Consider the following 26,353-nt stretch of genomic DNA (forward strand, 5'->3'; position numbering starts at 1 on the left):
CTTGTCGTTCCCCCAGCCCAAAAGCTGAGTCACCAGATCAGCTTCCGGAGATCGTAGGACTACACGGATCGCCGTTCCGACCCGACGAGATACGACACCCACTGCAGATGGCCGGGAATATGTAGGTCACCGCAAGCCACGGTATTGCCGGTGACCTCAGCAGGCATTAATACATTGAGCGACAAGCACTTCGCCAGCTAGCTGATCAACACGCCGGCGAGGCTGAGCTGGTTGACTGCAGCGGCAACGTCGGCGTCCGGCTTGTCCGCGAATACGGCGGCGACGTCGGTCGGCGTAGCGGTGTGGCTGACCGCAGCGGCCAGCAAGGCCTCGCATTCGTCTTCTGCACCGGTACCCGCTTGACTGATCATTGCCCGGATGGTGTCTTCGGGTGTGAGCACCGGGGGAAGTGCGACGGCAAGTTCGCCCGACGTGTCGGTGCCGCCCCGGTACCACTGACCGTCGGCCCACCAGTAACAGAAAGTCAAAAGGCCGTTGCGATTACGCGTGTTGAGCGCGCTGTCGTTGACCCAAGCCGGTGCACCGCCGTAGAGATCAGGCATCGGCTCCAGGCCGTTGTAGGCGGCGTCCAGCAGCTCCGAGTCCCACTTGCCACCCGATAGCACCGCGCGGTCCCCGGGGAGAATGAAGAGTGTCGCACCGCTGCGACCATCGCTCTCGAACCAGAAGTAGCCCGGGAAAATGCGTGGCCCCCAATCAGATCCGACGCCGGCATACACCGCCGACAGCACGGCCCAGCGAGCCGACAACTCTCCGAACTGCGGGAGGTCCGTGGCTGCGGCCGCCGTGCGGCCGACGGCCTCGTCTGCGATCTGTGATGTCACCGCTTGCCGGGGATCTCGACCCTGCGCCGCGGGTCCTGCGACATATCCGGCCAGCCACACCGGCAATTCCTGGCGGGGGTACGCCTCCAAGTCATTGCGGTAGTGCTCGGGCGCCACCAGCTGATCGTCGGGGAACGGTTCGTCGCCGTAGTCGTATTCCACGGTCGTCTCGCCACGATCGGTGCATGTCAGCAGTAGCCGCAACCAGGGGCCCGCAGGCATCCGCGCCGCGACCTCCCGTTGTTGGCGGACCAGCTCGGCGACGGATTGGGGCACTGGCACAAGTCCTGTCCGGTCCTCGGACGAAAACTGGAGTTGGGCGATCTGGGAGGTGACCGTGAACGCAAACACGGCGGAGAATTCGTCCCACCCGGCCGGGCCCAGCTGGGCCAGCTGCTGCACGATCGGTTCGATCAGCCGCCCCGCCTCGTCGGCGGTTGCAACTTCATCGCCGACGGTTGAGAGATCTGCATTCTCGCGCGGGCCATCGACGACGGTGAAGTCGGCGAACGCCGGCGGGCCGTCGGATGCGGCGTCCCGGAATTGGCGCTCGAACTCCGCCATGAAGTCCGACTCGTCCGCAGCACTGCCCGATACCGAGGCGGGTTCTTTCGCCATGAACCTCTCGACCGCCTGCTGCGGTGGAACCGACGACGACACCTCCTCGATACGCCCGGAGTCACCGACGAGGAACACCGATCGGCCAACCGGCATCTGCAGGAACGCCATCGGATCGCTCTCGTCGACCTCGACCGGCGCATACACGCTCCAGCCGGCCGCAAAGCGGTCGGCCTCCAGCCCATCGGTGGGATAGTCCATGCCCCGCGACCGGATCCACTCCGTCACCATTGAGATCGCTTGCGTAGCTTCCACTGCCTATACCTTTCGTACTCTTCCTTCGACCCTACGACCGGCGCTGTTCGGCTTCGAGCTCGGTGGCGAGCGCGGCTCGCTGAGCCTGGTGTCGAGCTAAGGCCTCGGCACTGTAGGCGCGCCACTGCGCTTCCTGTTCATCGGTCATCTCTGCGCCGTGTGCGTCGTTATCCAGATCTGGATGCTCATCGATGAACCGCTGGAACAGCAAACCCATTTCCCGGCTATGTCTACGGTTGAGGTCGATTCGGCGTGGGTCCATCAGGTCTGGTCCTTCACATACAGGGCGCCCCACCAAGTGACGCCGTTCATCAACTTGTATCCAAGTTTCGGTTCATCACGCGCCGTCATCATCGCAAGCTCCATCGGCTCAGGGATGTCATTCGCTTCGGGGTCCAACCTGGGCAGCATTGCCGCCAGGACGGCTTTGGCCTGCGGGCCCACCGCGTCCGGTCCTGTCTCCTCCAACATCTCGAGCACTGAGATGGCGATGTTGTCGAGCGACTCTTGCAGTTTGTCCGAATGCGGTAGCCAGGTAAAACCTTGTCTGGCCCAGGCGTAGCCGCCATTGTCCAATGCCGCCTTCAACTCGACGCGATCGACGCCCGAGGCCACGTAGTACGCACCCAATTTCTCGATGACGGCCTTCGAAAAACCTTTACCGCGAAGGTCTTCGTCATCGATGCCGATGAGATCTTCGAACACCACGAGCTCGCCACGTGTTTCGGGCTGGGTGTCGCGATAGAAAGTGCGGCCCTGCAGGCCGATCTCTTCGTCCCCGTTGAAGATCGGACCGCTGACGACGACGCCTTCGTTACCCACCTCGGCACCCATGATCACGTGGTATGGCCCGTACCGGCCGGACAAGTCCAAAGCGAGTTGGACTGCCCGCGCCAGGTCGGATGCATTGTCGACCACGTCGCCAAGCGGTTCGGCGTACCGGGTGTCCACCTCGCGGCTGGTCAGATCCTCGGCGCGGTAATCGGCTTGACGCTGCAGGAAATCCGGGTCGTCGGGGACGCCCTGCACATCACCGATAGCATCGGCGGCAGCCAACCGCAGGGGTACGTCGTGCAGCGGACGCACCGCGTTTCCATCGGAATCGAGATAGCCGACGGCGATACGGCTGACCGCACCGTCACCCCAATACGGGGGCCAGTCCGACCGCACGGTTCGGCCATTTCGGCGCTCCTCGAGATAGATGCGTCCACCGTCGTTGACCGCGAGGTAGGCGTGCCCGCCTGTGCGCCCGTCGGACCAGCGGACACTCAAGACCGCTGCTGAGCCGGGACCGAGGTGCCGCTTCCGAAGCTCGGCGGCCACCTCGTCGTGGCTGGCCACAAAATCCGAGCTGGACCCGACAGCGTCGAACACTGCCCATGCCGGGAGGCCGGTGCGTGAGCGTGGCACCGCGACGCGGATGTCCCTCCCGTACCGCTGCGCTACGTTGGCGATGGTGTCGTGCCCGCAGTTGGGATCGGTACGCCGCTCGAACACGCCGGCAAGCCACGACTTGAACCGGCCGGGCGGGCGCGACGTGATGAACTCCGTGTCCAGCGGCATATACCTGACGAGATTAAAACCGTCCGTCTGGCGTTGACCGACGCGTTCCAGAAGGCGCTGACCGAGATGGGGATCGTCGGGAGTCGCCAGGTTGGCGATGTCGATGGGTTCGGGCAGCCGGGGGTGGCTGGGGTTCAACCGCGCCACCATGTCGTCGATCGCAGCGCGCGATTGATCGCTGAGCTCCGGCGACAGCCCGGCCGCCGATCGTTTGATGCTGTCCAGCGACTCCTGCAGTAGCTGCGGATCGGTGTTCCAGGTGAAGCCCTGACGCGGCCAGGCGTATCCGCCCTTGTCGTGAGTCTTCAGCTCGATGCGATCGACCCCGGACCGCACGAAATAGCGTTCGAACTGGCCCGAGTAGGCGCGCGAGAATCCCTTGCCTCGCATAGCCTTGAAGGCGTCTTGGATGACCAGCCCACTATTGGTGGCCACCAGCTTACCGTCGGCATCGCGGTCGAAGATCCACTGTAATGTGCCGATCTCGGTGTCTCCGTTGAGAATCACCCCAGACAATCTGACTTCGCTTCCGAACCGCAAGGCTTCCAACCGAATCCGATACGGGCCGTATTGACCAGACAAATCCGATGCGAGCTGGGTTGCCGCGGCCACGTCGTCAGTGCCGTCGACCACCTCGCCGAGGCGATCGGCGTACCGCGTGTCGGCCTGCCTGGTCTCCGGGTCCATCGCGCGGTAATGCTGTTGGCTCTGCCCGAACTCGGGGGTGCGGTAGTCGGCGGTATCGCGCCACATCGGGTTGCCGACACGGTGGACGGACCGGTCGCCGGCGGGATCGACCGTGCGCAGAAGTCCGCGACGCTCGCCCTCGGTCCGGTGGTGTTCGCGTGAGACCGACCTGGATTGTTCGGCGGCGATCCGGCCGAGGTTCACCAGAGCCTCACTGCGCACCCTAGGGTTGGCCGCCGCATTCGCGTGCAGGAAGTACGCGTGGTGGGTCCCGCCGATGAGTGGGCGATTCATGGCTGCGGGTACCTCGGCGGTGACCCGTACAGCGCCGAAGAAATCCATTGTCGGGTCGACTCCGAGGCCGAGACCCAGAAGTCGGGCAATGGGACTCAGGATTCGGGTGGTTGAGTCGGTGGTGCGGCCGCCGAGCGCGGTGACCAAGTCTCGCGATGAGGACGCCGCGAAAACATTGTCCTGATCGAGCCCGAAATCGCGTGCGTGTTGCACCGGGCCCGCGCCGGGCGAACCTACCAGCGACACCGTGCGGATCTGACCGGCTAACCGCGCGTCGCGTCCGGCGTGGGCCGTGGCTGTCGACCCGTAGGAGTAGCCGAACACGTGGTTGCCGTCGAAGTGACCACCGGTGGTCGTGGCACGCCCTGCGTTGAACGCGCTGATATCACTGAAGAGGATGTCTCCGCCGACGCGTGCGAAACTCTGGTTGATCATGCGCACGAGCTTCAAACCGCTTGGTGTGTCGTAGCCGATCCACGCGATCGAGGCGGCCTTGAGGTTCGTTTTTTCCCGCATGGTGGACTGCAGATGGTTAAGGGCACAGCCCGTGTAGAAGCCGAACAGCGAGCGCAGCGTGGTTTGTATCCCGGGTACATGCCACGACACCGAGTCCGCGTCGTACGGGTCGTGTCCGAAGCTGAGCACCGCCCGTCCATCACCGCCGAATTCGGCGGGGTCAAATGCCAGCAGCAGCGGCCCATCCACACCGGCGCGTTGGGCGTCGCGCCGGGCCTTGTCCAGTGCCGCCTCGAACTTGTTGACCCGAGCCAACAGTTTGCGTTCTGCCCTTGTCGGTCGCTCGAACTGATCGATCTTGGTCTGAATACGATCTGCCTGATCCCGAAGCTGCCGCAGCACCACGTTGTTCGCGGCATCGCGATCGGCAGGCGGAATTCCCTCGGCGTTGCCGATGTCGGCGGGATGCGCATCGATCAACAGTTGGCGTTGCTCCGGTGTCAGACCCTTCCACCAGGCGGCGTTGTTCCGCGCCCTGGCCCGCGCCTCCTCCATCGGTCCCAACGGGTTGCGCAGCTCTCCCGGCGTGACAGGCGGTACTCGTTGCGCCAGAGCATCTTTCACCCTCGCTTCAGCCTCTGATTCCGACCGCTCCGAGACGGGGGTGGTGTCGGCCCCAGACTGCGATTCGGTGACATCGCCGGGCGTACCTTGGTCACTCGTCGGGATGGTGGCTTCACCCTGCAGCCAGGCACTGGTCCGGCCCGGGTGGTCGGTCGCGATCCACGTGACTCCGAGGTCGCGCGCGAACTGCACGTCGGCCTGGTCGTTGACCGTCCAGCAGTAGGTCGCCATCCCCCGGGCCGCCGCCAGTTCGACCATCTCGGGGTTGGCGCGCAGCGCGGCGATCGACGGGCCGATCGCGGTGGCGCCGATCGTGCCACCGACATGGCGGGTGATCGAACCCAACTGCGTCAGACCCAGCTGGACCGTCGGCACATTCGGGGCCCCGCGGTGCACCCGCACCAGCGCGTCGGGGTAGAACGAGATCACCGCGACCCGCGCGTCGGCCGGCGAAGCCGGGTTGGCGAGTCCGGTGCGGTTCAGCAGATCGACCAGCGCAGTTTCGAGTTCGCCGCCGCGTTGCTTGATCTCGATGAACAACGTCACCGGCTGGTCGCGGCCGTTCACCAGCTCGAGCAGCCGCTCCAAGGTCAGTATCCCGGTGTCGCCCTGCGCATCGCCCAGTTCGGCGCTCGGATGCCAGCCGCCGAAGTCCAATGCCTGCAACTGCGCCAGGGTCATCTCGCTGACGTCGCCGGAACCGTTCGACGTGCGATCCACCTTCTTGTCATGGAGGCAGATCAGCTGCCCATCCTTGGTCAAGTGGATATCGCATTCGAGGGCATTGGCACCCTGGCGCAGGGCTTCTTCGTACGCAGCCAGGGTCTGCTCGGGAAATTCATGTGACGCACCGCGATGCGCGACCACCTGGGAGCCGGCATCGGGAGGAAGCCACAAGGTGCGGGAGTGCGCGGCACTCCCGCCCGCATAGACCCGACTACCCACTAGCGGATCACCGGCGCCGAACACGTTGCGCACGGCGCGGAACGCCGCGAGGTCGCTATAGAGGACGCCGTCAGGGCCGACCGGGCGAGTCGATGCCCAGGGAAGTCGCACTTTCGAGGCTTCATCGCCGACCCAGACGATGGCCGATGCGGACTCAACCTGGTCCAGATTCGCCTGCAGCTGGGTCAGCGCAGATCCGACTTCGGACTGAAGTCCGTCAATCGAGTGTCTGCCCACATGCCACGACACCGCTTGCGCGTGATAGGGATCCGCGCCGAAGCTCAACAGCACACGGCCCTTGCCGCCGAACGCACCCGGGTCGAATGCGAGCAGGAGTGGGCGATCGTGGCCGGCCCGCTCGGCGGCGACGGCCGCCTGCTGCAGTGCCGCATCAATTTGTCGCACCCGCTCGACCCACTTGCGTTGCCACGACTTGAGACGTCGGCCGTTGGCGGCATCGGCCCTCAGACCGTTAGCGCGATCTCGATATCCCTGTAGCACACGGTGGTTCGCAGTATCGCGCACGTCTGCGGGGATGCCATCGGCGTTGCCGATCGCGTAGGGGTGAGTCCTCAGCAGTGCCTGGTGCGCCTCGGGATCGCTCGAGAGTCGGTTCCACCACTCGGCGTTCGCCTGTGCGCGGGTGGCCGCCAGTTCCCCCCGTCCAAGGGGGCTGGCCAATTCTGCGGGCGTCAGCGGCGGAACTCGCTGGCGCAACGCGCGTTGCGCCGGAGTCGAATCGTCGCCGGCGTCGTGATGGCCGCGGCCGATCTCGTCGGGTTTGGGGAAGCCGACCGGATTGCCGTCGGCGTCGAGATGCCCGATGGGAGTACTGATGCCGGGCCCGCCGGTGTTCCATCCCGGATTCCACAGATGCCTCGGGCCGTTGCGACGCGGATGTCCGGGATCGTCGACATACAACAGGGGGCGCCCGACGGCGGGATCATAGGTGCGCTGAGCCGCCCGCACCTTATTGCGCGCGCCTTCGACAAGCGTGCGTCGCTGTTCCGGAATGACGCTGGCGCCTTGGTTCGCCGCGATCCGGCCGAAGTTGGCCAGCGACTCGCTGCGAACTCGGACCTCCCCATCGTGGGCCGCATACGACCAGTACGTGCTGTGAGTTCCGCGCGAGCCGCGGCCGACGTGGTCCATTTCGGCGGTGAATTCCGAGGTGACCCGTCGTGCACCGAACGACTCCATGGCGGGATCGACTCCGAGGCCGATCTTGTCAACAGCCCGCCCGCGCCCGCCGGGTTTATCGCTACCGAACGACGTGACCTCGTCGCGGGATGATGCTGCTACGAAGACATTGTTCCCGATACCGAAGTCGGCTGCGTGTTTGAGTGGGCCGGCGCCCGGCGACCCGATCAGGGTGATGGTGGTGACCTGACCTCGCAACCGCTGTCCTTCACCGGCGTAGCTGATCGACGCGGAGCCGTAGGAGTGCGCGAAGATGTGATTGCCGCTGAAGTGGCTGCCGTCGTTGGCATATGCGTCGCGCCCGGCGTTGAACGCCGCGATGTCGCTGTACAGCGTCTCGCCACCGGCGCGCGCCATCGTGGGGAACGCCACCCTTGGGTCGAAACTGCCGGGTGCGTTGTAGCCGATGTACGCAAGGGACGACGCGGACAGGTTCTGATCAGTGCGCTTGACCGACTCCAGTTGGTGCACCGCGCGCAACGCCATTGTGCGCAGCTTGTCGATCTTCGTCGTCATCCCGGGGATATACCAGGACACTGATTCTGCCTTGTACGGGTCATCACCGAAACAGATGATGGCTCGGCCGTTGCCTCCGAAGGCGTCACGGTCGTAGGCCAGAAGGTATGGACCGCCGACCTCCGCCCCGTGCGCGGCCTTCGCACTGGACCGCATCGCGTCTTCGATCGCCTTCATACGCTCCATGAACGCCACTTGCTCACGGTTCAGGGGCAGTCCGTTGTCACGCCGGTTCACCAGATCGTCACGACGCGCCAAATCCTCTTGTAGCCGAGAGTTGTTCGCCTCGTGACGTACGAGCGGCGGGATTCCCTCGGCATTGCCCAGTTCGGCAGGGTAGGTCGCGAGCAATGCCTTCTGCGCATCCGAGTAGCCTTCTCCTCGTCCGTCGGACAGCGACGCCCACCATTTCGCGTTGGCCTCCGCTCGCCCAACCGCCAACTCGGCCTCACCCAACGGGTTGGCCAGCCGGACGGCATCGACCGGCGGAACCCGCAGCCGCAGTGCGTGATCGGCGAGCTCACGGGCGGTGCGCGCATTGATAGTCGATAGCACGTCGGCTGGCGATGGCGTGCCATCGGCGGTGTCGCTTTCCGTGGTGGACAGCTCGTTCGGCGAGGTGTGGCCATCGATTTCGGTGGCAGGGGTACGGAACCGCGGATTCCACAGACGACGGGTGTCGCGGTCCCCCGCGTGCGTCCTGCCGATATCGTCATCGAGCCGCAGCGCGCGCCCATCGGCCGGTTCGATTGTGCGCCAGCCCAGCTGGTGGCGAGGTCGCTCATCGACGGTGCGGTGTTGTTCTCGGGAAACGTCGTGCTCGGCCGCGATCCGGCCGAAGTTGGCCAATGACTCAGTGCGCACGGGCGGATCGGCGGATCTGTCGACGTACCGGTAGTACGCGTTGTGTGTGAGATTCGTTCGACGGCTGTCCATCTCGGCGGAAAACTCCGCTGCGATGCGTTGTGCGCCGAATGATTGCATGGACGGATCCACTCCGAGGCCGAAGCCGAAGAGCCGGCCCGATGATCCGGGCGTCCGCCCGCCGAGCACCGTGTAGGGATCACGCGACGACGAAGCGACGTAGAAGTTCTCGGCACCGATGCCGGCATCGCTCGCCTGCTGGAGCGGCCCCGCGCCCGGCGACCCGATCAGAGTGACCGTGCTGACCTGGCGCGCGAGTCGGCCGCCCTTGGCGGCGTGGCTGGTCGTGGTCGATCCGTACGAATGGCCGAAGATGTGATTGCCGCTGAAGGGTTTGTCGTCGGGGGTTCGGATGTCGTGAGCAGTGTTGAACGCCCGGATATCGCTGTAGAGAATGGCACCGCCCGCCGCGGCGAACGTGCTACCGGCAGCGCGGAATCCCTTCCACCCGCTTGCCGTGTCGTAGCCAATCCAGGCGATCGAGGCTGCATTGATCTTCGGCTCCTCGGCGAGTGTGGACCGCAGTTGGTTCAACGCATCGCCCATCACCGGGCCGATTTGATCGATGTCCATCCCGCGGCCCGGCACATGCCAGGCGACCGAGGTCGCTTGGTACGGGTCTGAGTTTGTGGTGCCGAAACTGACCAGCGCACGCCCGTCCCCGCCGAACGCCGTTGGATCGAAGGCAATCAGCAGCGGGCCTTTCACGCCGGCCTGCGTCGCCACCTCTCCTGCCTTATCTAGGGCCTGTTGGATCCGGTCCAGGCGCGCCAGTTGCTTGCGTTGGTCCCTGGTGAGTCGTTCCCCGCGATCGAGCCGCTTCTGCAGTTCGGCGCGCTCTTGTTTCATCGACTGCGTGTTTGCCGCGTGTCGAGCGGTGGCCGGGATTCCTTCGGCATTGCCGATGTCCTGGGGGTAAGTCTCGATCAGTGCGCGTTGTTCACGACCCGTCAGTGAATCCCACCACGTGGCGTTGTCCCGGGACCTCTCACTCGCCGCTTCCATGAGACCCAACGGATTACGCACTTGATCGGCCTGGTCCGGCGTCAGCCCACGCGCTGCCAATGCGTTCTCCGCCACTGTGCGCTGTGAGACCTCGTCGCGCCATTGATCCCCGGACCGACCGTCGCCATCGGACGACCCATACCCGCCGTCCGGGTGGCCCTTGGCGAAACCGATAGCGTCCGCGGCCTTCAGCTTGATGGCCGAGTCTGCAAGGGATGACTCCGGATTGCCGTACTTGTCAAGGTAACCGACGGCTGTCTGCGAGACCTGTTGCTCACCCCAGTCCGGCGGCCAAGGCGAACGGATACCCCGGTCAATCAGATAGATCTGATTGCCGTCGTTGACTGCAAGGTAGGTGTGTCCGCCTTGGCGCTGGCCGGCCCACGACGAGGCAATGATCGCCGACGAGCCGTCCCCGAGAATCCGCAATCGCTTTCGTACCTCTTCGTAGGTAGCGAAGTCGGCATCGGAGTCGGCGGCCTCGAATAGCTCCCGGGCTGGCACCCCCTCCGGTGTGATCTCCGCGGTGACGCGGAAGTCTCGACCGTATTTGGCATATCTGCGCGTCAGCTGGTCAGCGTTCGCGTAGACACAGTTTTCCTTGTCGGCGTCCTGCTGTGGGTCTGGGCCGACGTGATCGGTGTTGGTCCTCGAATCGACCGTCGGCTGATCACCGTTGGGATCCGTTGGTGTGACCGTGGTTTCGGCGATGCTAGCCACGGGTTCCGTAGCTTGCGATGTGTTAGACGCACCAGCGGACTGTTTCGCCGGTCCATCGGCTTCAGCGGGCCGAGTCCGGTCGCGCGACGGTTCCCGGCCCTCGCTCGTCGATTGGGTCGGCGCTTTGGTGGCAGGCGGTTGCGATGTAGCCGAGGGCGACGTGACAGGCGCTGATGTCGGCGGCGGTGATCCGGTGGTCGGAGGCTGACCGTGGCCATTCGTGGGCGCGGTCGGCGTGGCCGTCACCGGATTGTCCGCATCGACCTCGGGTGACTCGTCAGCGATCGATGGCGTCGTCGATGATTGAGACGACTGGTCGGAGTTGGGCTCTACGGCAATCGGTTGCGAGCCGTTGTCTGAGGTATCCGCGGTCGTTGTCTGAACTCCGTCTACCACCGGGCCATCGACGGGATTTGCGAATTGGTACTGGTCCCCAGTAGTTTCCGCGACGGGCAGGCCGTGGATCGGATCGCCGCCCGATTGATCTCCCTCGGTCTGGGTGGCGGAAGGGCTAGCACCGTCGGGCGCCTGCGAAGAGGGGTCGCCTCCGTCATCGGCATGCATGGGCGGCGCACTGTCCCGGCGCCCCCCGTCGTCGGCGGGTTGATGGTCGACGGTTTGCGACGGTGCCGTGGTCGCCGGATCAGTTTGTGTTGCAGCGCCGTTGCCCTCTTCTTTGGTCGCCGATACAGACTGATCGGTCGAAGGGTCACCACCCCGTGGACCGTTTGCGTTGGTCGGGTCCTGACTGTTCTTCGTGCTGCCGTTGTCCGACGCCGTGTGGCGGTCGGTGTCGCCCGGATGGTCGCCGTCCGGCCCGATGGACGGCAAATCACCGTCAGGCGGTGGCCGGCTGTCGGGAGCCTGGCGTACCGGGCTGCTGCCCATCGGATGTCGTCTGGGTACGCCCCGGCGACACACCCGCGCCGCCGAGACCGCCGGCACTACTTGTGGTCGAACTGACAACGACCATGAACGGATCGAGGGTGCCGCCGACCGATGCGGTGCCCGCGATGTTCCCCACGACACCGGCGGTGAAGAACGTCGTCGCGCCCTTGGCGGCTGCCCCGCCTCGGGTGGCGGCGGGACCCAGGTATGCCGAAGTGGGCACGGCGCTCGCTCCGCCCGCGCCGCCGCCGACGGTCGACGCGATTCCGTTCAGCAGCAACCGCTCGCCATTGACGTTGTAGCGGTTGCCCTGAATTCCGTAGACGATCCCCTCTTGGGTCGCCGCAATCCCCAACTCTTGGAGCGCTTCCTTCCAGCTTGCGTGCCCGGCCTGGCGGAATAGCTGCCGCACTGTCGTTCTGGTCAGCATGTCCCGCACCTTCTCGGCGAGGCGCCTGAGCAGCAGTGAGATCAACGTGCGGAATGAGGTGACGGTCGCCCATTCGATGGCCGGTATGGTCAGAGTCGATGCACCCCACGTCGGTCCGGCCATCGCCAGTGCGTACGAGATTTCGGCCGCAGCCAACACCAGACCAACTACGATCGACAGCTTCGAGTACTCGATCTCACTGCCGGTGTAGCCCGCACCCTCGCCCAAGGCCCGCAATGCGTCGGTGAGCTTGTCCACCGCGTAGTCGCCGTCGAAGAGCATGGCGAACTGGCGGTCGGCAGCCTCGGCGGTTTCGCCCATCAAAACCGAAAGCGTTTCCCCGCGCACCCTGTTCAGGTCCGGGATCAGCTCATCCATCTCCTCGGCAGACGCAGCCAGAATCTCGTGGATGCGAGCCATGCCGGATTCGCTGCCCTGGGGCCAGTGTCCTCCGGCAAGGTATGACACCCACTGGACCGATGGGGGAATCTGGATGTCCATATGAGAACCGGTGTGGCGGTCCGCCACACGTCATGGCCCGAAGCTAGGCCTGGTCCTGTTGCTCAAGGGAGTTCGCGGCGTCCTTCAATCCCGTTGAGTAATGGTCGAGGAGGCCCGTCTTGACGTCCACCGAACCGTCGACCCAATCTCGCTGCGCCAGGTAGCCAGAGCCGCCCTTGGCGAATTGGTCGCCGATATCGTCACCGTCACTCCCCCATGCGGCGCCTTCCCCCTCCAGCTTGGTTCTCAGTGACGAGAGCACGGCCTTCATTCGACCGCTGACGTCGTTGAGGTGTTCTGATGTGGCACGCAGATCGGGCGGCGTCACACCTAGCGGGTCGGCCATTGCTGTCATCTCCTCACGGTGGGGAATGCGGTGTCGGCCGCGGAGTCGTTATCGTGACGTGGCTTATTCGGTCGGTTCTCCGCAAAGGGTTCGAGCGCGCGCGGCAACAAATCTCGGATATCGGGTGCGCCATCGATCACGTCGGCCAGAGAGGGAAAGTGGGTCCGCCGATCGGTCAACGGGGCCATCAGATCGGCCACTCGCGCGGCGGCTGCCCGTGCGGCCGTCTGCGCCGCCTCCGTGATGTGGCCCGACAGTTCCTCGAAGTCGTACTCGTCGAGATACGACTCGTCGATGACGGTGCTGATCAGATGGCCGGCTGCGTTGACTGTCACCTCGACCATGCCGTCAGCCACCGTCCCGCTCGCCGTGAGCTCGGCCTGCTTCCGTTGTACCGCCGCGATGTCGGCCATCTGCTCGGACGCCAGCGCCAACACTTCGGTCAGTTGATGACGTAACGCATCGTTGCTCACATCGCCTCACTCACGACAACGCACCATCGGCGTGAACAGCCGCACCAGGGAATCGATATAGTCTCTCAGACCGCCGAAGTTCCGCAAAGCAATTTTCATGAAATCCCTTTGTGCCATTGTATTTTGGCTCGCGAACGCACCGGGGTACCAGATTGCCGTCATCAGAACGCGTCGACATCCATGCTTTTGCGGGCCAACGCCCACCGTCGCCGTCTCCTGCATAGGCAGGTACGTCGGCGCATTGCTCACGGGAAGAAACCAACGTCGATCGATGTTTGCGAAACTCACACCACCAGGCAATGTTTGAGCCCAATTGCCATCGAGATTCCAACCAACGCGACGTGCCTTTGCCCGCAAGGCATCAAGCAATCATATTGACGCTGAAGCAGATTCATTTCAGTGAACCTGGCTGCCGGTGACGCCCGCCGCGCAACCGGGGAAATTTCTCCGCGACGGCACCTGCTAGCTCACGATACGCCTCCACCGTCGCCGGCTTCAGCAAATCGAAGTCAATATCGGCACCCTCGGCCAGGTGCGGATCGAACGGGACGAGGTGCACCGAACGGCACCGTGCCTCGAAATGTTCGTAGACCTTGTCGAGCTTCAGCGCGGCCGAACCGGGTCGCGATGCGCTTAGCACCACGTGCGCTTCCCGCACCAGCGCCGAATGGCCGTGCTGTATCAGCCAATCCAAGGTCGCTGAGGCGCTGCGTGCCGCATCGATGGCAGGCGAACTGACCAAAACGATCGTGTGCGCCAGATCGAGCACCCCGGCCATCGCCGAGTGCATGATGCCCGTACCGCAGTCCGTCAAGATGATGTTGTAGTAGTGCCGCAGAATCTCGACTGTGCGCCGGTAGTCAGCCTCGCCGAACACTTCCGACACCGCGGGCTCCTGCTCGCTTGCCAGGACTTCGATTCGGCTGCCTGCCATTCGGGTGTGGTTACGTACGTCGGAATACCGCTTGATGTCCGGATCCGCCAACAGATCACGCACGGTGGACCCCGTTGAGTTGTCGCGCACCCGCTCGGCCAGGGTGCCTCGGTCAGGGTTCGCGTCGACCGCGATGACACGATCGTTGCGCATCAGCGCCAGCGTGGAACCGAGCCCAAGTGTCGTGGTGGTCTTTCCAACTCCGCCTTTGATGGACAACACGGCGATGCGGAAGTCTCCGCCGATCGGCCGACGGATCTGGGCGAGCAGGTCTTCCTTCCTGCGCTCCTTAAGGGACTCGCCGGGATTGACATGTCCCCCGCTGACCCGATGAACCGCGCGCCGCCACCCGGTCTGCGGAGCGTTGCGGGGGCGGTGGTCGATCTCGGCCTCGTCGAGCGAGGTCGGCACTCGAAAGGCGGTCGGTGGGGGGACCGTCGGCGGTGCGGGCATGCGGTGCGGTTTGGGTGGAGGCGGCCAGCCTGGTGGTGGTGGCGGAATCCAGCCGGGCGGAGGCATCCAGCCCAGCGGAGGGGGTGGCGGTAGCGGTGCTACAGGTGGAGATGACGGCCACACTGGCTCCGCCCGCGGCGGTTCGGTGTGTTCGACATCGGTCGGCTCGGGCTCAGGCTCCGGCTCCCGCGGCGAGGGTTCGGAGCGCGGCGGCGCTGGCGGTCGCGACGGATCTGGCTCGAAACGCTCGGCGTACGCTCGCGAGCCGATCGCAGTGTGCAGCTGCCACGGCGGTGGCGCCAGCCGACGGGCGGGTGTCGGCTGCTCGGGTCCGGTGGTGTCGTCGGCGGGCTGCGGTTCAGTATCCTCCGTGCTGACCTTCCTCGCCGCGATCTGGTCTTGCAAAGCCGCGGCGCGCGCTTCGACCTCGTCGCGTGGTTTACCGTTCGGCATGTCGTGCGCCATCACTCTCCTCACGATCCGGCGCTCCGTTCGATTCCGATCGTACGTTCGGCTTCAACGGTCCCGTCTCCTGGCTACTGCGATTGCGACCGAAGCCGCCATCACGGCGAGGCTGGCTGCGGTGACAGTCAGCACGATCGCGCGGGCGCGCACATTCCCCGGGTCAGGTTGCGGCGGAAGGCTAATCGGCACTCCTGCGGCGGATTGTGGTTTGCCGTCGGTGAGCGGCAGTTGATAGGTCAGGGCGGCAATGGGGTCTATCACCCCGTATCCGGTGGCCAGATCGGGGCCGTCGCCGGGTGTCCGTGCGGTGCGCTTGACCAGATCCATTACTTCGGCTGCACTCAACTGGGGGAACCGTGATCTGATCAGCGCCACCAACCCGGACACAAACGGCGTCGCGAAACTGGTCCCGTTCAACGGTGCCAGCCCATCCGACCCGACCTGGGCGTTGATGAGCCCGGGCCCGTTGGCGTCCAGCGAGGTGACCCGTTCACCCGGCGCGGCCACGGCGACCCATGGCCCGTGCAGAGTGAAATCGGCTGGCGCCGCAGATGTCGTCACCGCGCCGACCGTCAGCACGTAGTCGTCGAACCATGCGGGGCTGGCGATGGTGCCGACCGTGTCCCAGGCGGTGTCCAGTGGCTGATTGGGGTCGGCGATGGTGTTCTGCGAGCTGCACGTGCTCTGGTCGTTGAAATTACCTGCCGCAGCGACGACTACGACGTTGCGTTCGAACGCATACCGCACGGCCTGGCCCAGCGTGAGGTCGTCGAGTCCGGAGGCCACGGGCGCGCATGCCACCTCGGACAGGTTGATCACCGTGGCGCCGAGGTCGACGGCACGCGTGACGGCGAGCGCGAGCGTGCGGGTGTCGCCGAAGCCCGGTGATACGGCGTTGGGATTTTCGCTGCTGTCGGCGGAGTACCCGACGGGCCCGAACACCCCGCTGTTCTGCCGGATCGACAGGATCGAGGCCTCGGGCGCGATGCCGGCGAAGCTGTCGTCGGCAGACGGTGCGGCCGCAATGATCCCCGCCACGAGCGTGCCGTGCGCGTCGCAGTCCTGCAGCCCGTCGGAGTTCGACACGTAGTCACCACCGGCCTCCAATGCGCGTAGTCGCGGATGCCGGTTTACGCCGGTGTCGATCACGGCGACCTTTTGCCCCGCCCCCCGCGAGAAACGCCACGCCGAGCGGTATTCGAGCATGGCTTCCGCGCTGGTCTGCTTCATGAAGTCGGTGGATCCCAAGACGCCGGTCGGTATCCCACAGATCGCCTTCAGCTCCGTTGGAATGGGCGGACCGACCGGCCCGCTCGGAGGTGGGCCGGGCGCAACGACGGGCGGCGTGACCGCATGTGCGCGCGACGGAATTCCGATGCCCACGACCGCGACGAGAACAGCGCCCACGAGCGCCGCCCAGCGGCGGACGAGACTCATCACAGCCCCAGCAGGTCGTATACGCCGAGCGGCCACAACGCAATTGGTAGCAACGCGGCGACGGCAGCGTAGTCCAGGTAGGCGGTGACCGTCGCCAGCCATCGCGGTGGCCGATCCCGCGCGACGGAAATGCCGGCCACTGCGGCGACCACTGCGGCGCCGCCCAACACGGCGACACCGGCCACCCGCACAGACCCCGATGCTGACTGGATCTGCGCGCACGCAATCAGAACCAACGCTGTCGCCGGACCCGCGAGCGCCACCCGCTCCGCAACGGTGCGGACCCGCAGGCTGCGCAGGGCGAGAACGGCCGCGCACACCAGCGCGAGTGTCAATGCAGGCCAGGACGGCATGGCGCACAGCAGTGTGCTCGCCGCTGCAATGACGACGACGGACATCCCGGCCAACATCCCGGCCCGAGTGTGTGCGGCCGAGTGCACCCGCGCCCAGACCTCTTCGGCGCTCGGCAAGGACGCGGCCGACGTTTCGTCGTCCACCAGGGCGAACGGGTCATCGTCGGGCTTTCTGCGCGGCTTACCGCGTTTGGCGGTTGACCGCCCTGTGCGCCCCGGCTTCGCAGCCACCATAGGCACCACCACAGCGCCCAGCACCGCCGTGGTGGCCACGGCGACGGCGGCCACCTCCGTGCGCACCCCCAACGCACTGCCGAACAACGCAGCGGCCCCGAACGCGTACACCACCGCCGCGGCGACGTAGACGGCATGGCCCGTTCCGATCACCCGGTAGTAGACGCCGACCAGTGCCAGCAGGACTACAGCCGCCACGGCCAGACCCACGTTGCCGACCCGCTGTGTCAGTGCCCAGCCCACTGCTCCGCTCAGGGCTACCACTGGTAACGCGGCTGCGGCAGCGACGTCTGCACGGCCGAGCGTGCGGCGCGCCAGTGCCCCGCCGCCGACCATGGCGGCGATTGTCAATACCGCACCGCCGACCACGACTCCGCGTTGCGCTGACAGCGCCTGGGTGACAAGTAAATACACCCAGGCCGCAGCGCACAGCCACAACCCTGCGATGGCCATTACGCCGGCCGCAGCGGCGTCCCATGGGGCATACGATGCCCTGTTCAGCCGGGCGGCCGCATCGACCACATCGTCGTACAGCGTCGGCGGCGACAATGCGCGCTGCTGCGAAATGCGAAGCAGCTCGCCGTCGATGATGCCGGCGTCGCGCAGTGTCTGCTCGGGCGTGAGCTCCGTGCCGCCGTCGACTCGGCTCAACACCCAGAAAGTGCGCCGATCGTCGCGGTCGGCGATTTCGTCGTCTCGTTTGGCTTCGCGGGCATTGACCAGCTGTGCCAACTCCGGCACAAAGGCGGCCACCGGGACATCAGCAGGCAGCGCCACATCGAGCTGCGTACGGCCACCGAACACGGAAACGCGGACAACGTCGGGTGCGGCCGACACCACGGCGACCTCGCGCAGCTCGTTCACGCCCGTCACAGGTCGGGCATCCTCGACAGCTGAATGACACCGCTCTTCATGGTGCGGGAGATCAGCATCCCCCGTCCGGGCGCCATTGCCGTGGCCCGGTATCCACCGAACAACGGCCCCTCCTCTTTACCTCCGCTCATCACCAAACCGTTGCAGGACAGGTCTTTCAGCCGGCCGATGATCGGGTCAAGCATGGCCCGACCGGCTCCGCCACTGCGTCGGGTCACGATGACGCGCAGACCGATATCGCGCGCCTGCGGCAGATACTCGACCAGCGGCCCCAGAGGATGGTTCAGCGAGCCGCCCGGGATGAGGTCGTAGTCGTCGATCATCACGAACAGGTCGGGCCCCGTCCACCAAGAGCGTTCCTTCAGTTGCTGTTGGGTGATGTCGTTGGGCGGCAGACGGTCCTTCAATGCACCGGCCAGAGAGGTCATCAATTCTGCACACGATTGGGGTGCAGTCGCGTAGCCACCGAGGTGCTCGTCGGAGATGACACCCAGCATCGACCGCCGGAAGTCGACCAGGATGATCTTCGCTTCGGCCGGTGTCGCCTGCTCCATCACGCCGGCGGCGATGTTGCGTAGCAGGCCGCTCTTGCCGCATTCGGTGTCGGCGAATGCCACGAGGTGCGGTTGTGCGTCGAAATCCACGACGACCGGGGCGAGTTCCTCCTCGTTGATGCCGATTGCGATCCGCGACTTGCTCAACAGACCTGCGGCGTCGGCGGTGCGGATCACCTCCTCGCGGTTGACGTCGTGAGGCAGCATCCGCACGCGCGGCGCCGCGCGCTCGCCGTAGTGTTCGCGCATCGACTCGACCGCCGCGGCCACTCCGGCGGGCAGATCCTCAACCTCGGAGCTGGAATCCAGCCGGGGCAAGGCGATCAGGATGTGTAGCCGTTCGGGATTGATGCCGCGGCCCGGCCTGCCGATCGGGACCAGTTCGGCCGCCTTGCGCCCGACTTCGCTGTCGATCGGGTCGCCGAGGCGCAGTTCGATTCGCGTGCCGAGCATGTCCTTGACGGCCGGGCGAACCTCCATCCATCGTGACGCGGAGATTACGACGTGCACGCCGTAAGAGAGGCCCTGGATGGCCAGTGATTGGAGTACTGGATCGAGGGACTCGAAGTCACTTTTGATCGACGCCCATCCATCGACGACGAGGACAACGTCACCGAACTTGTCCTGGCTCAACGGATCCCGAGCTAATTCTTCGGGCGGTAGGGCGGCCAGGCGGGCCTTTCGTTGCCGGAAATCGCGCATGGATTCGATAGCGAGATCGCGAAAGAGTTGTTCGCGCGCTCTCAGCACGCCGGCGACCTCGGCGACTGTCCGCCGGATGGCGTCGGAGTCCATCCGGCCGGCGACCCCGCCGACATGGGGCAGCTTGGCGAGGCTGGCCAGGGTGCCGCCGCCAAAATCGAGGCAATAAAACTGCAACTGCTCGGGTGTGTGCGTGGCTGCGGCAGCCATGATCAGCGTCCGCAATGCGGTCGACTTTCCTGACTGCGGACCACCGACCACCGCCACATTGCCCTGCGCGCCGGACAGATCGACCGTCAACAGGTCACGACGCTGATCGTAGGGCCGATCGACCACACCGATCGGTATCCACAACTGGCCATTGATATTTTGTGCCGCAACCCATTCCGTGTCCCGCAGTAGTTCGTTGACTGCAGGACTCGCATCGAGCGGTGGCAGCCACACCTCGTGCGCGGGGCGCCCGTGCCCGCGCAATTGCGCTACCACCACATCCAACACCGTGGACTTGGCCGGCGTCGACACCGGCAGCGGTTCGGGCTCGCGCGTCGCGGGCTCCGCTGAAGTGAGATCCACACTGGGCATGACGTCCTTCTTCACCGGTGTCGCGGTGAACAGTTTGGGTGCCAACGCCCCCAGATGAGCGACGCGCCCAGTCCGCACCGCCATCCGGGGCTTGACGTAATCGCCTGAGACGTAGCTCGCGTTGAACCGAGTCGGTTCCGAGGCATCGCATTTGAGGAATGCCGAGCCGGGAACGCTAGGCAGGTGGTATGCATCCGGCACGCCCAGCACGCTGCGCGATTCGCCTGCTGAGAACGTCTTCAATCCGAGCCGATAGGACAGGTGAGAGTCCAGCCCACGCAGCTTGCCCTCCTCGAGGCGCTGTGACGCCAACAGCAGGTGCATGTGCAACGATCGGCCGAGTCGACCGATCATCACGAACAGCTCAGCGAAATCGGGCTTTTGAGCCAACAACTCGGAGAATTCATCGACGATGATGAACAAGGCGGGCAACGGTTCCAGGTCGGCGCCGTTGGCACGGGCATGCTCGTACTCGCTGACTTTGGAGAAGTTGCCTGCGGCGCGCAGGGACTCTTGGCGGCGGTTCATCTCGCCTGCCAGCGCGTCTCGCATGCGGTCGACAAGTGTCAACTCGTCTTCGAGGTTCGTGATGATCGCCGCGACGTGAGCCAGACCGTCGAAGCCGAGGAACGTGGCGCCGCCCTTGAAATCCACCAGCACCAGGTTGAGCGCCTCCGGCGAATGCGACGTCACCATCGACAGCACAAGCGTGCGTAGGAATTCCGACTTTCCCGAACCTGTTGCGCCAATACATAATCCGTGTGGTCCCATGCCGCCCTCAGCCGACTCCTTGATGTCCAGCTCGATTGGCTGGCCATTGGGGGTGATGCCGATCGGCACGCGGAGCCGCTCACGTGGGGACCGCGGACGCCATACCGTCTCGGGCACCACTTCGGCAGCGTCGGGGATCTTCAACAACGACATGAGTCCTGGATCAACCGCGCGCGACCCGGAGTCCAGGCTGACGATGTGTGCTGCGTTGGCGGGTCGAAAGCGGCCGATCCGCCGCGCTGTGGCAGTGGCCTCGGCCAACGTGATGGTGTCGGGGGTGGCGAAGCGCTCGACGCCCGCGGCTGTGCGAGCGGCGACGTCGTCACCGTCTACGACCAGTTGCAGGCTGCGTCGCGCGTTCGCGCCGTCGCGCGGACCGTTGAGGTCGAGCAGTGTGACACTGTCCATGCCAGCGTCGGTGATCAGTCGCTCGTCGCCAGTGGCGAAACCGTCATCCAGAACGACAACCAGCTGTTTGACGCCTTGGGCGGGCTGGGCGTTGCGGCTGAACCGGCCGCGTTCGCCGAGTTCGGCCGCCAGCGAGGTTTCCAGCAATTCCAGCGTCGGGAACAGCATTCGCACCGAACCCATCCCGTCGCGGGTCATCGTGTGCTGGGCGTGTGGCAGCCATTTGACCCAGCTCCAGGTCTCGCCGTCGGGATTCGCGGTCACCACGGCTATTTGGACATGATCGGGTCCGTGAAACGTGCACAACTCCAAGACCATCGAGCGCACAAGCTGCTGCGCCAGCTTTCGCTGCCCCTCGAAGGTGATGGTCGGGAAGGCGCGCAGCGACACCGCTGTGGGCAGGGCGTGTACCACCGAATGGGTCTTGACGAATCGGCGCAATGCGACGGTCGAGACGGGCTCGAGATCCTCCGGCGGGCCCGTCTCAGGTGCCATCAATCGTGTCGCCAGCCGATGCGTTCCGATTCCGACGCGCACGTGGCAGTAATCCGCATCGCTCGGCCGGCGTTCCCACATTCGGCGCGTCCCCACCACGTCGGCGAGGGCGCGCGGGTCGGGATGACTCCATTCGAGTGCGGTGCGCTGTTCGGTTCCGGTCGTGTCAGCGTCATCACGCAGGCTGGCTAAATAGCTGAAATAGTCCTTACGTTCCTCGTTGAGTTCAGCTGCCGCCTTGCCGGTTCGTCCCGTGCCGCCCATGACCATGCCGGCCATCGACATGATCATCATCATCGGGAAGATCAAGAACATCGGGTTTCTCGTGAGGTCACGCCCGCCGACGGTGACCATCAACGCAATCATGCCGATGACGGCGACGATCATGACGAACGGCATGAGCCGAAACAACAGATTGCCCGGAACGGCTCTCGGAACTTCAGGCGGCGGCGCAAGATTAACTTCGCCACCGGGCATCCGGGGCGGCGCCACCCGCAGGCGGCGGACGAAACCTTGCGTACGCACCCGTTTGCTCCCGACCTCGCGGAACCCGCGAATGGGTATCGTCAATGTCGGAGTCACCCAATTCGCAGGAGGCTGACCGCATTTGACCTTACCGCCGTCACTGTCGGACCTGGATCCCGATTCGGAGTCCGAGTCCGAGTTGAGCAGGCTGACGCTGATCGTCGGCGCCCTGAATCTCGACATCGGACTGCCCGCCGACGTCAGTATCGGCGAATATATCTACGAGGTCATCGATATCGCGAACGACCAGATCGCGGTGCGAGATCCCGCCAGTGACGTGCAGTTTGACGACTCTGCCAACAGATGGACGCTGGCCCGGTTGGGCGGTGCGCCCATCGACCCGCAACGCTCGCTGAGCGAAGCCGAGATTCACGACGGCGATCTGGTGATGATTCGCGAAGTCGGACGGCCGGTGAGCCCCCTGCTGTTTGATGACGTCGACGAACACGTGTCGACAGAGGTTTCCCCCGCGCGGGACTGGTTGGCCCGCGAGGCGCAGGCGTTGACGTGTTTCGGTGTCGCACTGGCCGCCACCACCACGCTTGCCGCTAGCCTGCCGCGCTGGGCAGATGATCCGGCGGTGCCCGCGGGCGTGCTCGCACTCGGCGTGTTGGGCGTGGTGTTCGCGTCCGTTCTAGGCTTCCGACCCGGCGCGGAGCGCTCGGCGTGGGTCGCCACGGTGGCGCTACCGCTGGTTTTCGGCGGATCGCTGTATGTCGTGCCCGGCGGTTTCGGCGCGACTTCGTTGCCCATGGCCTTTGCCGTCACCGCGCTCAGCTCGCTTGTGGTACTTCTGATCTCGGGCGCAGGCCGAGCGCTGCACACGGGCGTGATTGCCGCGTGCACGTTCGGTGGCGCTGGAGCGACCGCGATGTTGCTCTGGCATCCCCCAGTGCGGACGGTAGGAGCCATCATGGCCACCGCAGCCGTGATCGTCGTCTATTTGGCGCCACGCGTCACCATCGGGCTGTCGAAGCTCCCCATCCCGCGTGTTCCCACCGCGGGCGAACCGCTCGACGACATCGAAACGCAGGGTGGCACCACCGTGGAGGGCGTGAACGCGATCGGCAAGCAGATCATCCCGACCGAGGAGGGCTTAATCCGACGGGTCAGGCGCGCAAACGAATACCTGACGGGAATCCTTGTCGCCGCTGCGCTCGCTGCGATCGCTGGCAGCTATCAAGCTGTGGACGTCAGTAACGGGTTCTTCTGGCAAGGAACTACTTTCGCTGCAGTGATAGCAACTGCCTTATGTCTTCGCGGACGCGGCCACCACGATCTGGTTCAATCGGCGGTGCTCATCGGCGCTGGACTCACGATCGCAATTGTCGTCATCGTCAAAACGGCGGTCCACGTTGATGATTGGCAGAACCGGTCGATCGTGGCGCTCGTCGCGCTCATGGTGCTCATAGTCGTGTTCGGCTTGGTCGCGCCCCGACGGGAATTCTCGCCGGTCACCCGGCGCTGGGTCGAGCTAGGCGAATATCTCGCGATCGGCCTGATGTTTCCGTTGTGCTGCTGGATCATCCGGCTCTACGCGTTCTTCCGCGAGCTGCGGATCTAGCAAATCACTCGGGCACGCGGACGGTGACGCTGTCTGGATCGGCGGCCATCCCATCGTGTGCGACAAGGGCCGCCGTTTGGGAGAGGTTCGGCCCCGCAGGTAGCAAGGACAGCACGGGCCACGGCGCCCGTTGCGGCGCGTTGGCAGGCCCGTCTGCGACGTTGACACCGATGACGCCCAGTGCTTCTGCCGTCGGCAAATCCTTGATGTGGTAGCGCAATCCGGTGTCCGACACGTAGAACAGCGGGCCCGCCGACTCGCTGTCGGGTCCGCCACCTGTGGCTTGCACGTATTCGCCGGTTCCGGCGACCAGATGGACGGAGTCGACGCCGGGACCGTTGCCATCCGCGGTTGCCAGCCGCACGGGCTGCGTGCTATCGGGCGTCGGTAGCTGGTGGCCGACAAGCAGCCGAACCGTCGCCTGCGCCGCCACGTTGGAGCGCTGCCACCCCATGCAGACCACCCGGTCCGGGTCCGGTGAGACGATCTGCGGAGACACCGACGGATAGTGGTCCACCGCGAGGTGATGAACGATCGGCGCGTTGGCGAGTGCGGCCGGAGCGATGTCGCGGGTTTCGGCGTCAGCTCCCGGATTGCCGTAGCGGATGATGTCGGCGGTTGCGGGCGAAACGGGTTGAAGCCCCTCGCGGAGTACAACGTAGAGTTGCTCGCCGCGCGAGTCGACGGTTTTGACCATGGACCCGACGGGGTAGTCCGGCCCCAGCGCTCCGGCGGCCTCCCCAACTCCATCGATGGTGACCGAAGTGATCGGCTCGACGAGCGGGAACGTGTTCAGCAGGCCACGTGAAACTTGTCGCGGTGACGCGTCTTGCAGGTGAAGACCGTTGATCAGCAGCGGATTCGACAAGTCGACGGGAGCACGGACACCCTCGTAGACGAGGTAGGTGGTGCCATCGGCCTCCGCGAGAATCGCGTGCCCGTTGTCGACGGCGCGGATGTCACCGTCGAGTACCGGCTCGTTGGCCAGTACCGTGGTCTGCAGACTCACGGAACCGGTTGTCTCAGTGACGCCTGGGGTCTGCAACGTGTCGCAGACCGTCCAAGACGACATCGCAGTGGCGTCAGGGGGACGGATGCTCGTCGGCGCCCCGATGATTCCAACTGTCGCGCCCCGCGGCAAGGGATTGAGAAATTTGTCGTCGACCTCCTTGGGGCTCTCGTTGGTGCCGACGATCAGCCGCGCGGATGCCAGATTCAGAACCGGATGCACCCGGTCTCCGATCTTGACGAATACCGCGCCACTGGACTTGCTCAGCAAGATCTGGGCGTCGCCGAGGTTTGGTGCCGGTTTGAAGAACGCGAGCACACCGCTGGCGCCGGTGATGAGGACAGCGATGACGACACCCACGATCAAAGCGCGCATCTGACCACGCATTGGATCGTGGATCATGCGCGAGTCGCCGCGAATCAACGCGTGCTCCAGCCGGCGGATCAAAAACCGGTAGCCATTGACCTGCGCACGCGTGGTAACTTGCGCTGGCACCCTACGGGTATAGCACGGGTTATGCACTTTGCCGAATATTTTGAAACGCGGTGTCCCACTTGCCCTTAACAGCGAACAGGAAGTCGACCTCGCTGAATCCGCGACGTCGCTTGTCAGAGGCCGTCCCCTCGCGCCCGGCCGCGCCCAGCCAGCTAAGTAAGGCCGGCGACGTTGGCGCTCACCGGTTCATCCCGCTCGGAGATCTCCTCGCTCTGGAAGCATCCACTGCGGTGGGGGTGGTGGCCGCATTGGCGCTCGGCTTGCCCGGCTGGCAGGGCGGCGTGTCTGGCTTCGCAGTCGCGTTGATTTTCGTGGCGCCGGTGCGCGGCTCGACGCTGGCCCGAAGCGCGGCGCTGCGATGGGGGTTCGTGCGCGATCGACGCCGCAACTCCGAGCGAGGCGAACCAAGCGAACCATTCGACATCACGGGCCCCGATGGGGCGCAAATCGGATTCCGCTGGGACGGGACCACTTTGCTGTCGTTGATCAAGATCGACGCGAATCCGCAGGCGTTGACGGTCATGGAACCCGGAATGACTGTGACAGGCGACATGCTGCCGGTACGCATGCTCATCGACTGCCTGCGTCAATTCGACATCACACTCGACTCCATCGACATCGTGAGCCAGGGCGCACGATCGTTCGGACACACCGAGGTCGCAGCGGTGTATGACGCCGTACTCGGGCCGCTGCCCGCCATCGCACAGCGAAACGTGTGGATCGTGGTGCGCTTTGATCCATCGCGGTGCCCTGAGGCCGTCCGACGACGTGGCGGTGGGCGCGAAGGAATTCTGCGTACCGCCGCCACAGCGACCAAGCGGGTGTCCAACCGACTGACCGAATCCGGCCTACGCCCGCGGATAGTTACCGCCAGCGAGATAGCGGGAGCCACCAATCAGCTCAGCGACGGAGTCAACCTCGCAACCGTGGACGAGAAGTGGGAAATGTGCCGCGAGGGGCAGTTCCGGCTCTGCAGTTTCGCAGTCGAACCCGATCTGCTCACCACCGCGGGCCTCGGGGTGTTGTGGACGGTGCCCAGCTATTCGACCACTGTGTGCTTGACCCTGCGAGAAGACGCCGATGAGCAATGATCAGAACCTGTGGATGAGCCTCGGCGAGGTGGCGTGAAAGTGGGCGCACCTTCCCGAGGATGATCATCACGGAAACAGGATCTCGATCAAGACCGGCGTTGGCGCGCTGGTTGGGAAG

The 26,353-nt window shown here is 65.0% G+C and carries 13 protein-coding genes and 1 pseudogene; 2 read left to right on the forward strand and 12 right to left on the reverse strand.

The annotated features are described in order from the left end of the window. Nucleotides 1–197: 197 nt before the first annotated feature. The 11 genes and pseudogenes from CSQ99_RS31525 to eccCa form a co-directional block, all read right to left on the reverse strand. On the reverse strand, nt 198–1,718 hold the full coding sequence (locus tag CSQ99_RS31525) for a hypothetical protein (RefSeq protein WP_245909066.1): 1,521 nt from the start codon (nt 1,716–1,718) through the stop codon (nt 198–200). Between the two features lie 31 nt (nt 1,719–1,749). Next, the gene (locus CSQ99_RS24550) at nt 1,750–1,935 is read right to left on the reverse strand and encodes a hypothetical protein (RefSeq protein ID WP_099041611.1); all 186 of its coding nucleotides are present in this window, start codon (nt 1,933–1,935) and stop codon (nt 1,750–1,752) included. Between the two features lie 44 nt (nt 1,936–1,979). Beyond that, a complete protein-coding gene (locus CSQ99_RS31785; RefSeq protein ID WP_176561205.1) occupies nt 1,980–10,652 on the reverse strand; it encodes an alpha/beta hydrolase in 8,673 nt (2,890 codons plus the stop codon). An 838-nt stretch (nt 10,653–11,490) separates the two neighbouring features. Continuing rightward, complete coding sequence (locus tag CSQ99_RS24560; RefSeq protein WP_099041613.1) at nt 11,491–12,471, reverse strand: WXG100-like domain-containing protein; 981 nt, start codon at nt 12,469–12,471, stop codon at nt 11,491–11,493. 43 nt (nt 12,472–12,514) lie between these two features. Then, nucleotides 12,515–12,826 (reverse strand): WXG100 family type VII secretion target, encoded by a 312-nt coding sequence (locus CSQ99_RS24565; RefSeq protein WP_245909067.1) that lies wholly within the window; start codon nt 12,824–12,826, stop codon nt 12,515–12,517. Continuing rightward, nucleotides 12,823–13,290: a YbaB/EbfC family nucleoid-associated protein gene (locus CSQ99_RS24570; protein WP_099041615.1), complete on the reverse strand. Its 468-nt coding sequence runs from the start codon at nt 13,288–13,290 to the stop codon at nt 12,823–12,825. The genes CSQ99_RS24565 and CSQ99_RS24570 overlap by 4 nt, the downstream gene beginning before the upstream one ends. Nucleotides 13,291–13,296: 6 nt before the next feature. Beyond that, nucleotides 13,297–13,659, reverse strand: a complete 363-nt coding sequence (locus CSQ99_RS24575) for a hypothetical protein (RefSeq protein ID WP_141562730.1) — start codon at nt 13,657–13,659, stop codon at nt 13,297–13,299. A gap of 22 nt (nt 13,660–13,681) precedes the next feature. Continuing rightward, nucleotides 13,682–15,109 (reverse strand): annotated as a pseudogene (locus CSQ99_RS24580) (MinD/ParA family ATP-binding protein); the annotation flags it as partial. 84 nt (nt 15,110–15,193) lie between these two features. Then, nucleotides 15,194–16,579, reverse strand: a complete 1,386-nt coding sequence (gene mycP / locus CSQ99_RS24585; protein WP_099041618.1) for a type VII secretion-associated serine protease mycosin — start codon at nt 16,577–16,579, stop codon at nt 15,194–15,196. Then, entirely contained in the window at nt 16,579–18,039 is a 1,461-nt protein-coding gene (gene eccD / locus CSQ99_RS24590) for a type VII secretion integral membrane protein EccD (RefSeq protein ID WP_176561206.1), read from the reverse strand. The genes mycP and eccD (CSQ99_RS24590) overlap by 1 nt, the downstream gene beginning before the upstream one ends. Continuing rightward, a complete protein-coding gene (gene eccCa / locus CSQ99_RS24595; protein ID WP_176561207.1) occupies nt 18,036–22,076 on the reverse strand; it encodes a type VII secretion protein EccCa in 4,041 nt (1,346 codons plus the stop codon). Before eccCa ends, eccD (CSQ99_RS24590) begins: the two co-directional genes overlap by 4 nt. Before the next feature lie 82 nt (nt 22,077–22,158). Here eccCa and eccD (CSQ99_RS24600) point away from each other — a divergent pair, with 82 nt between their 5' ends. Beyond that, a complete protein-coding gene (gene eccD, locus CSQ99_RS24600; protein ID WP_099041621.1) occupies nt 22,159–23,640 on the forward strand; it encodes a type VII secretion integral membrane protein EccD in 1,482 nt (493 codons plus the stop codon). 4 nt (nt 23,641–23,644) lie between these two features. On the opposite strand, the gene eccB is transcribed toward eccD (CSQ99_RS24600), so the two are convergent. Next, nucleotides 23,645–25,144, reverse strand: coding sequence for a type VII secretion protein EccB (eccB, locus tag CSQ99_RS24605; protein ID WP_099041622.1), 1,500 nt, complete (start codon nt 25,142–25,144; stop codon nt 23,645–23,647). Between the two features lie 50 nt (nt 25,145–25,194). On the opposite strand from eccB, the gene eccE reads away from it, so the two are divergent. Beyond that, the gene (eccE, locus tag CSQ99_RS24610; protein WP_281258510.1) at nt 25,195–26,235 is read left to right on the forward strand and encodes a type VII secretion protein EccE; all 1,041 of its coding nucleotides are present in this window, start codon (nt 25,195–25,197) and stop codon (nt 26,233–26,235) included. Nucleotides 26,236–26,353: the final 118 nt, after the last annotated feature.

It is taken from the genome of Mycobacterium neglectum (genome assembly GCF_002591975.1).
Lineage (GTDB): Bacteria > Actinomycetota > Actinomycetes > Mycobacteriales > Mycobacteriaceae > Mycobacterium > Mycobacterium neglectum.

What these genes read in the sequence shown, in the direction of transcription:
- mycP (WP_099041618.1), bottom strand. Translation starts at nt 16,579, where the DNA reads ATGAGTCTCGTCCGCCGCTGGGCGGCGCTCGTGGGCGCTGTTCTCGTC.
- CSQ99_RS24560 (WP_099041613.1), bottom strand. Translation starts at nt 12,471, where the DNA reads ATGGACATCCAGATTCCCCCATCGGTCCAGTGGGTGTCATACCTTGCC.
- CSQ99_RS24550 (WP_099041611.1), bottom strand. Translation starts at nt 1,935, where the DNA reads ATGGGTTTGCTGTTCCAGCGGTTCATCGATGAGCATCCAGATCTGGAT.
- CSQ99_RS24565 (WP_245909067.1), bottom strand. Translation starts at nt 12,826, where the DNA reads ATGACAGCAATGGCCGACCCGCTAGGTGTGACGCCGCCCGATCTGCGT.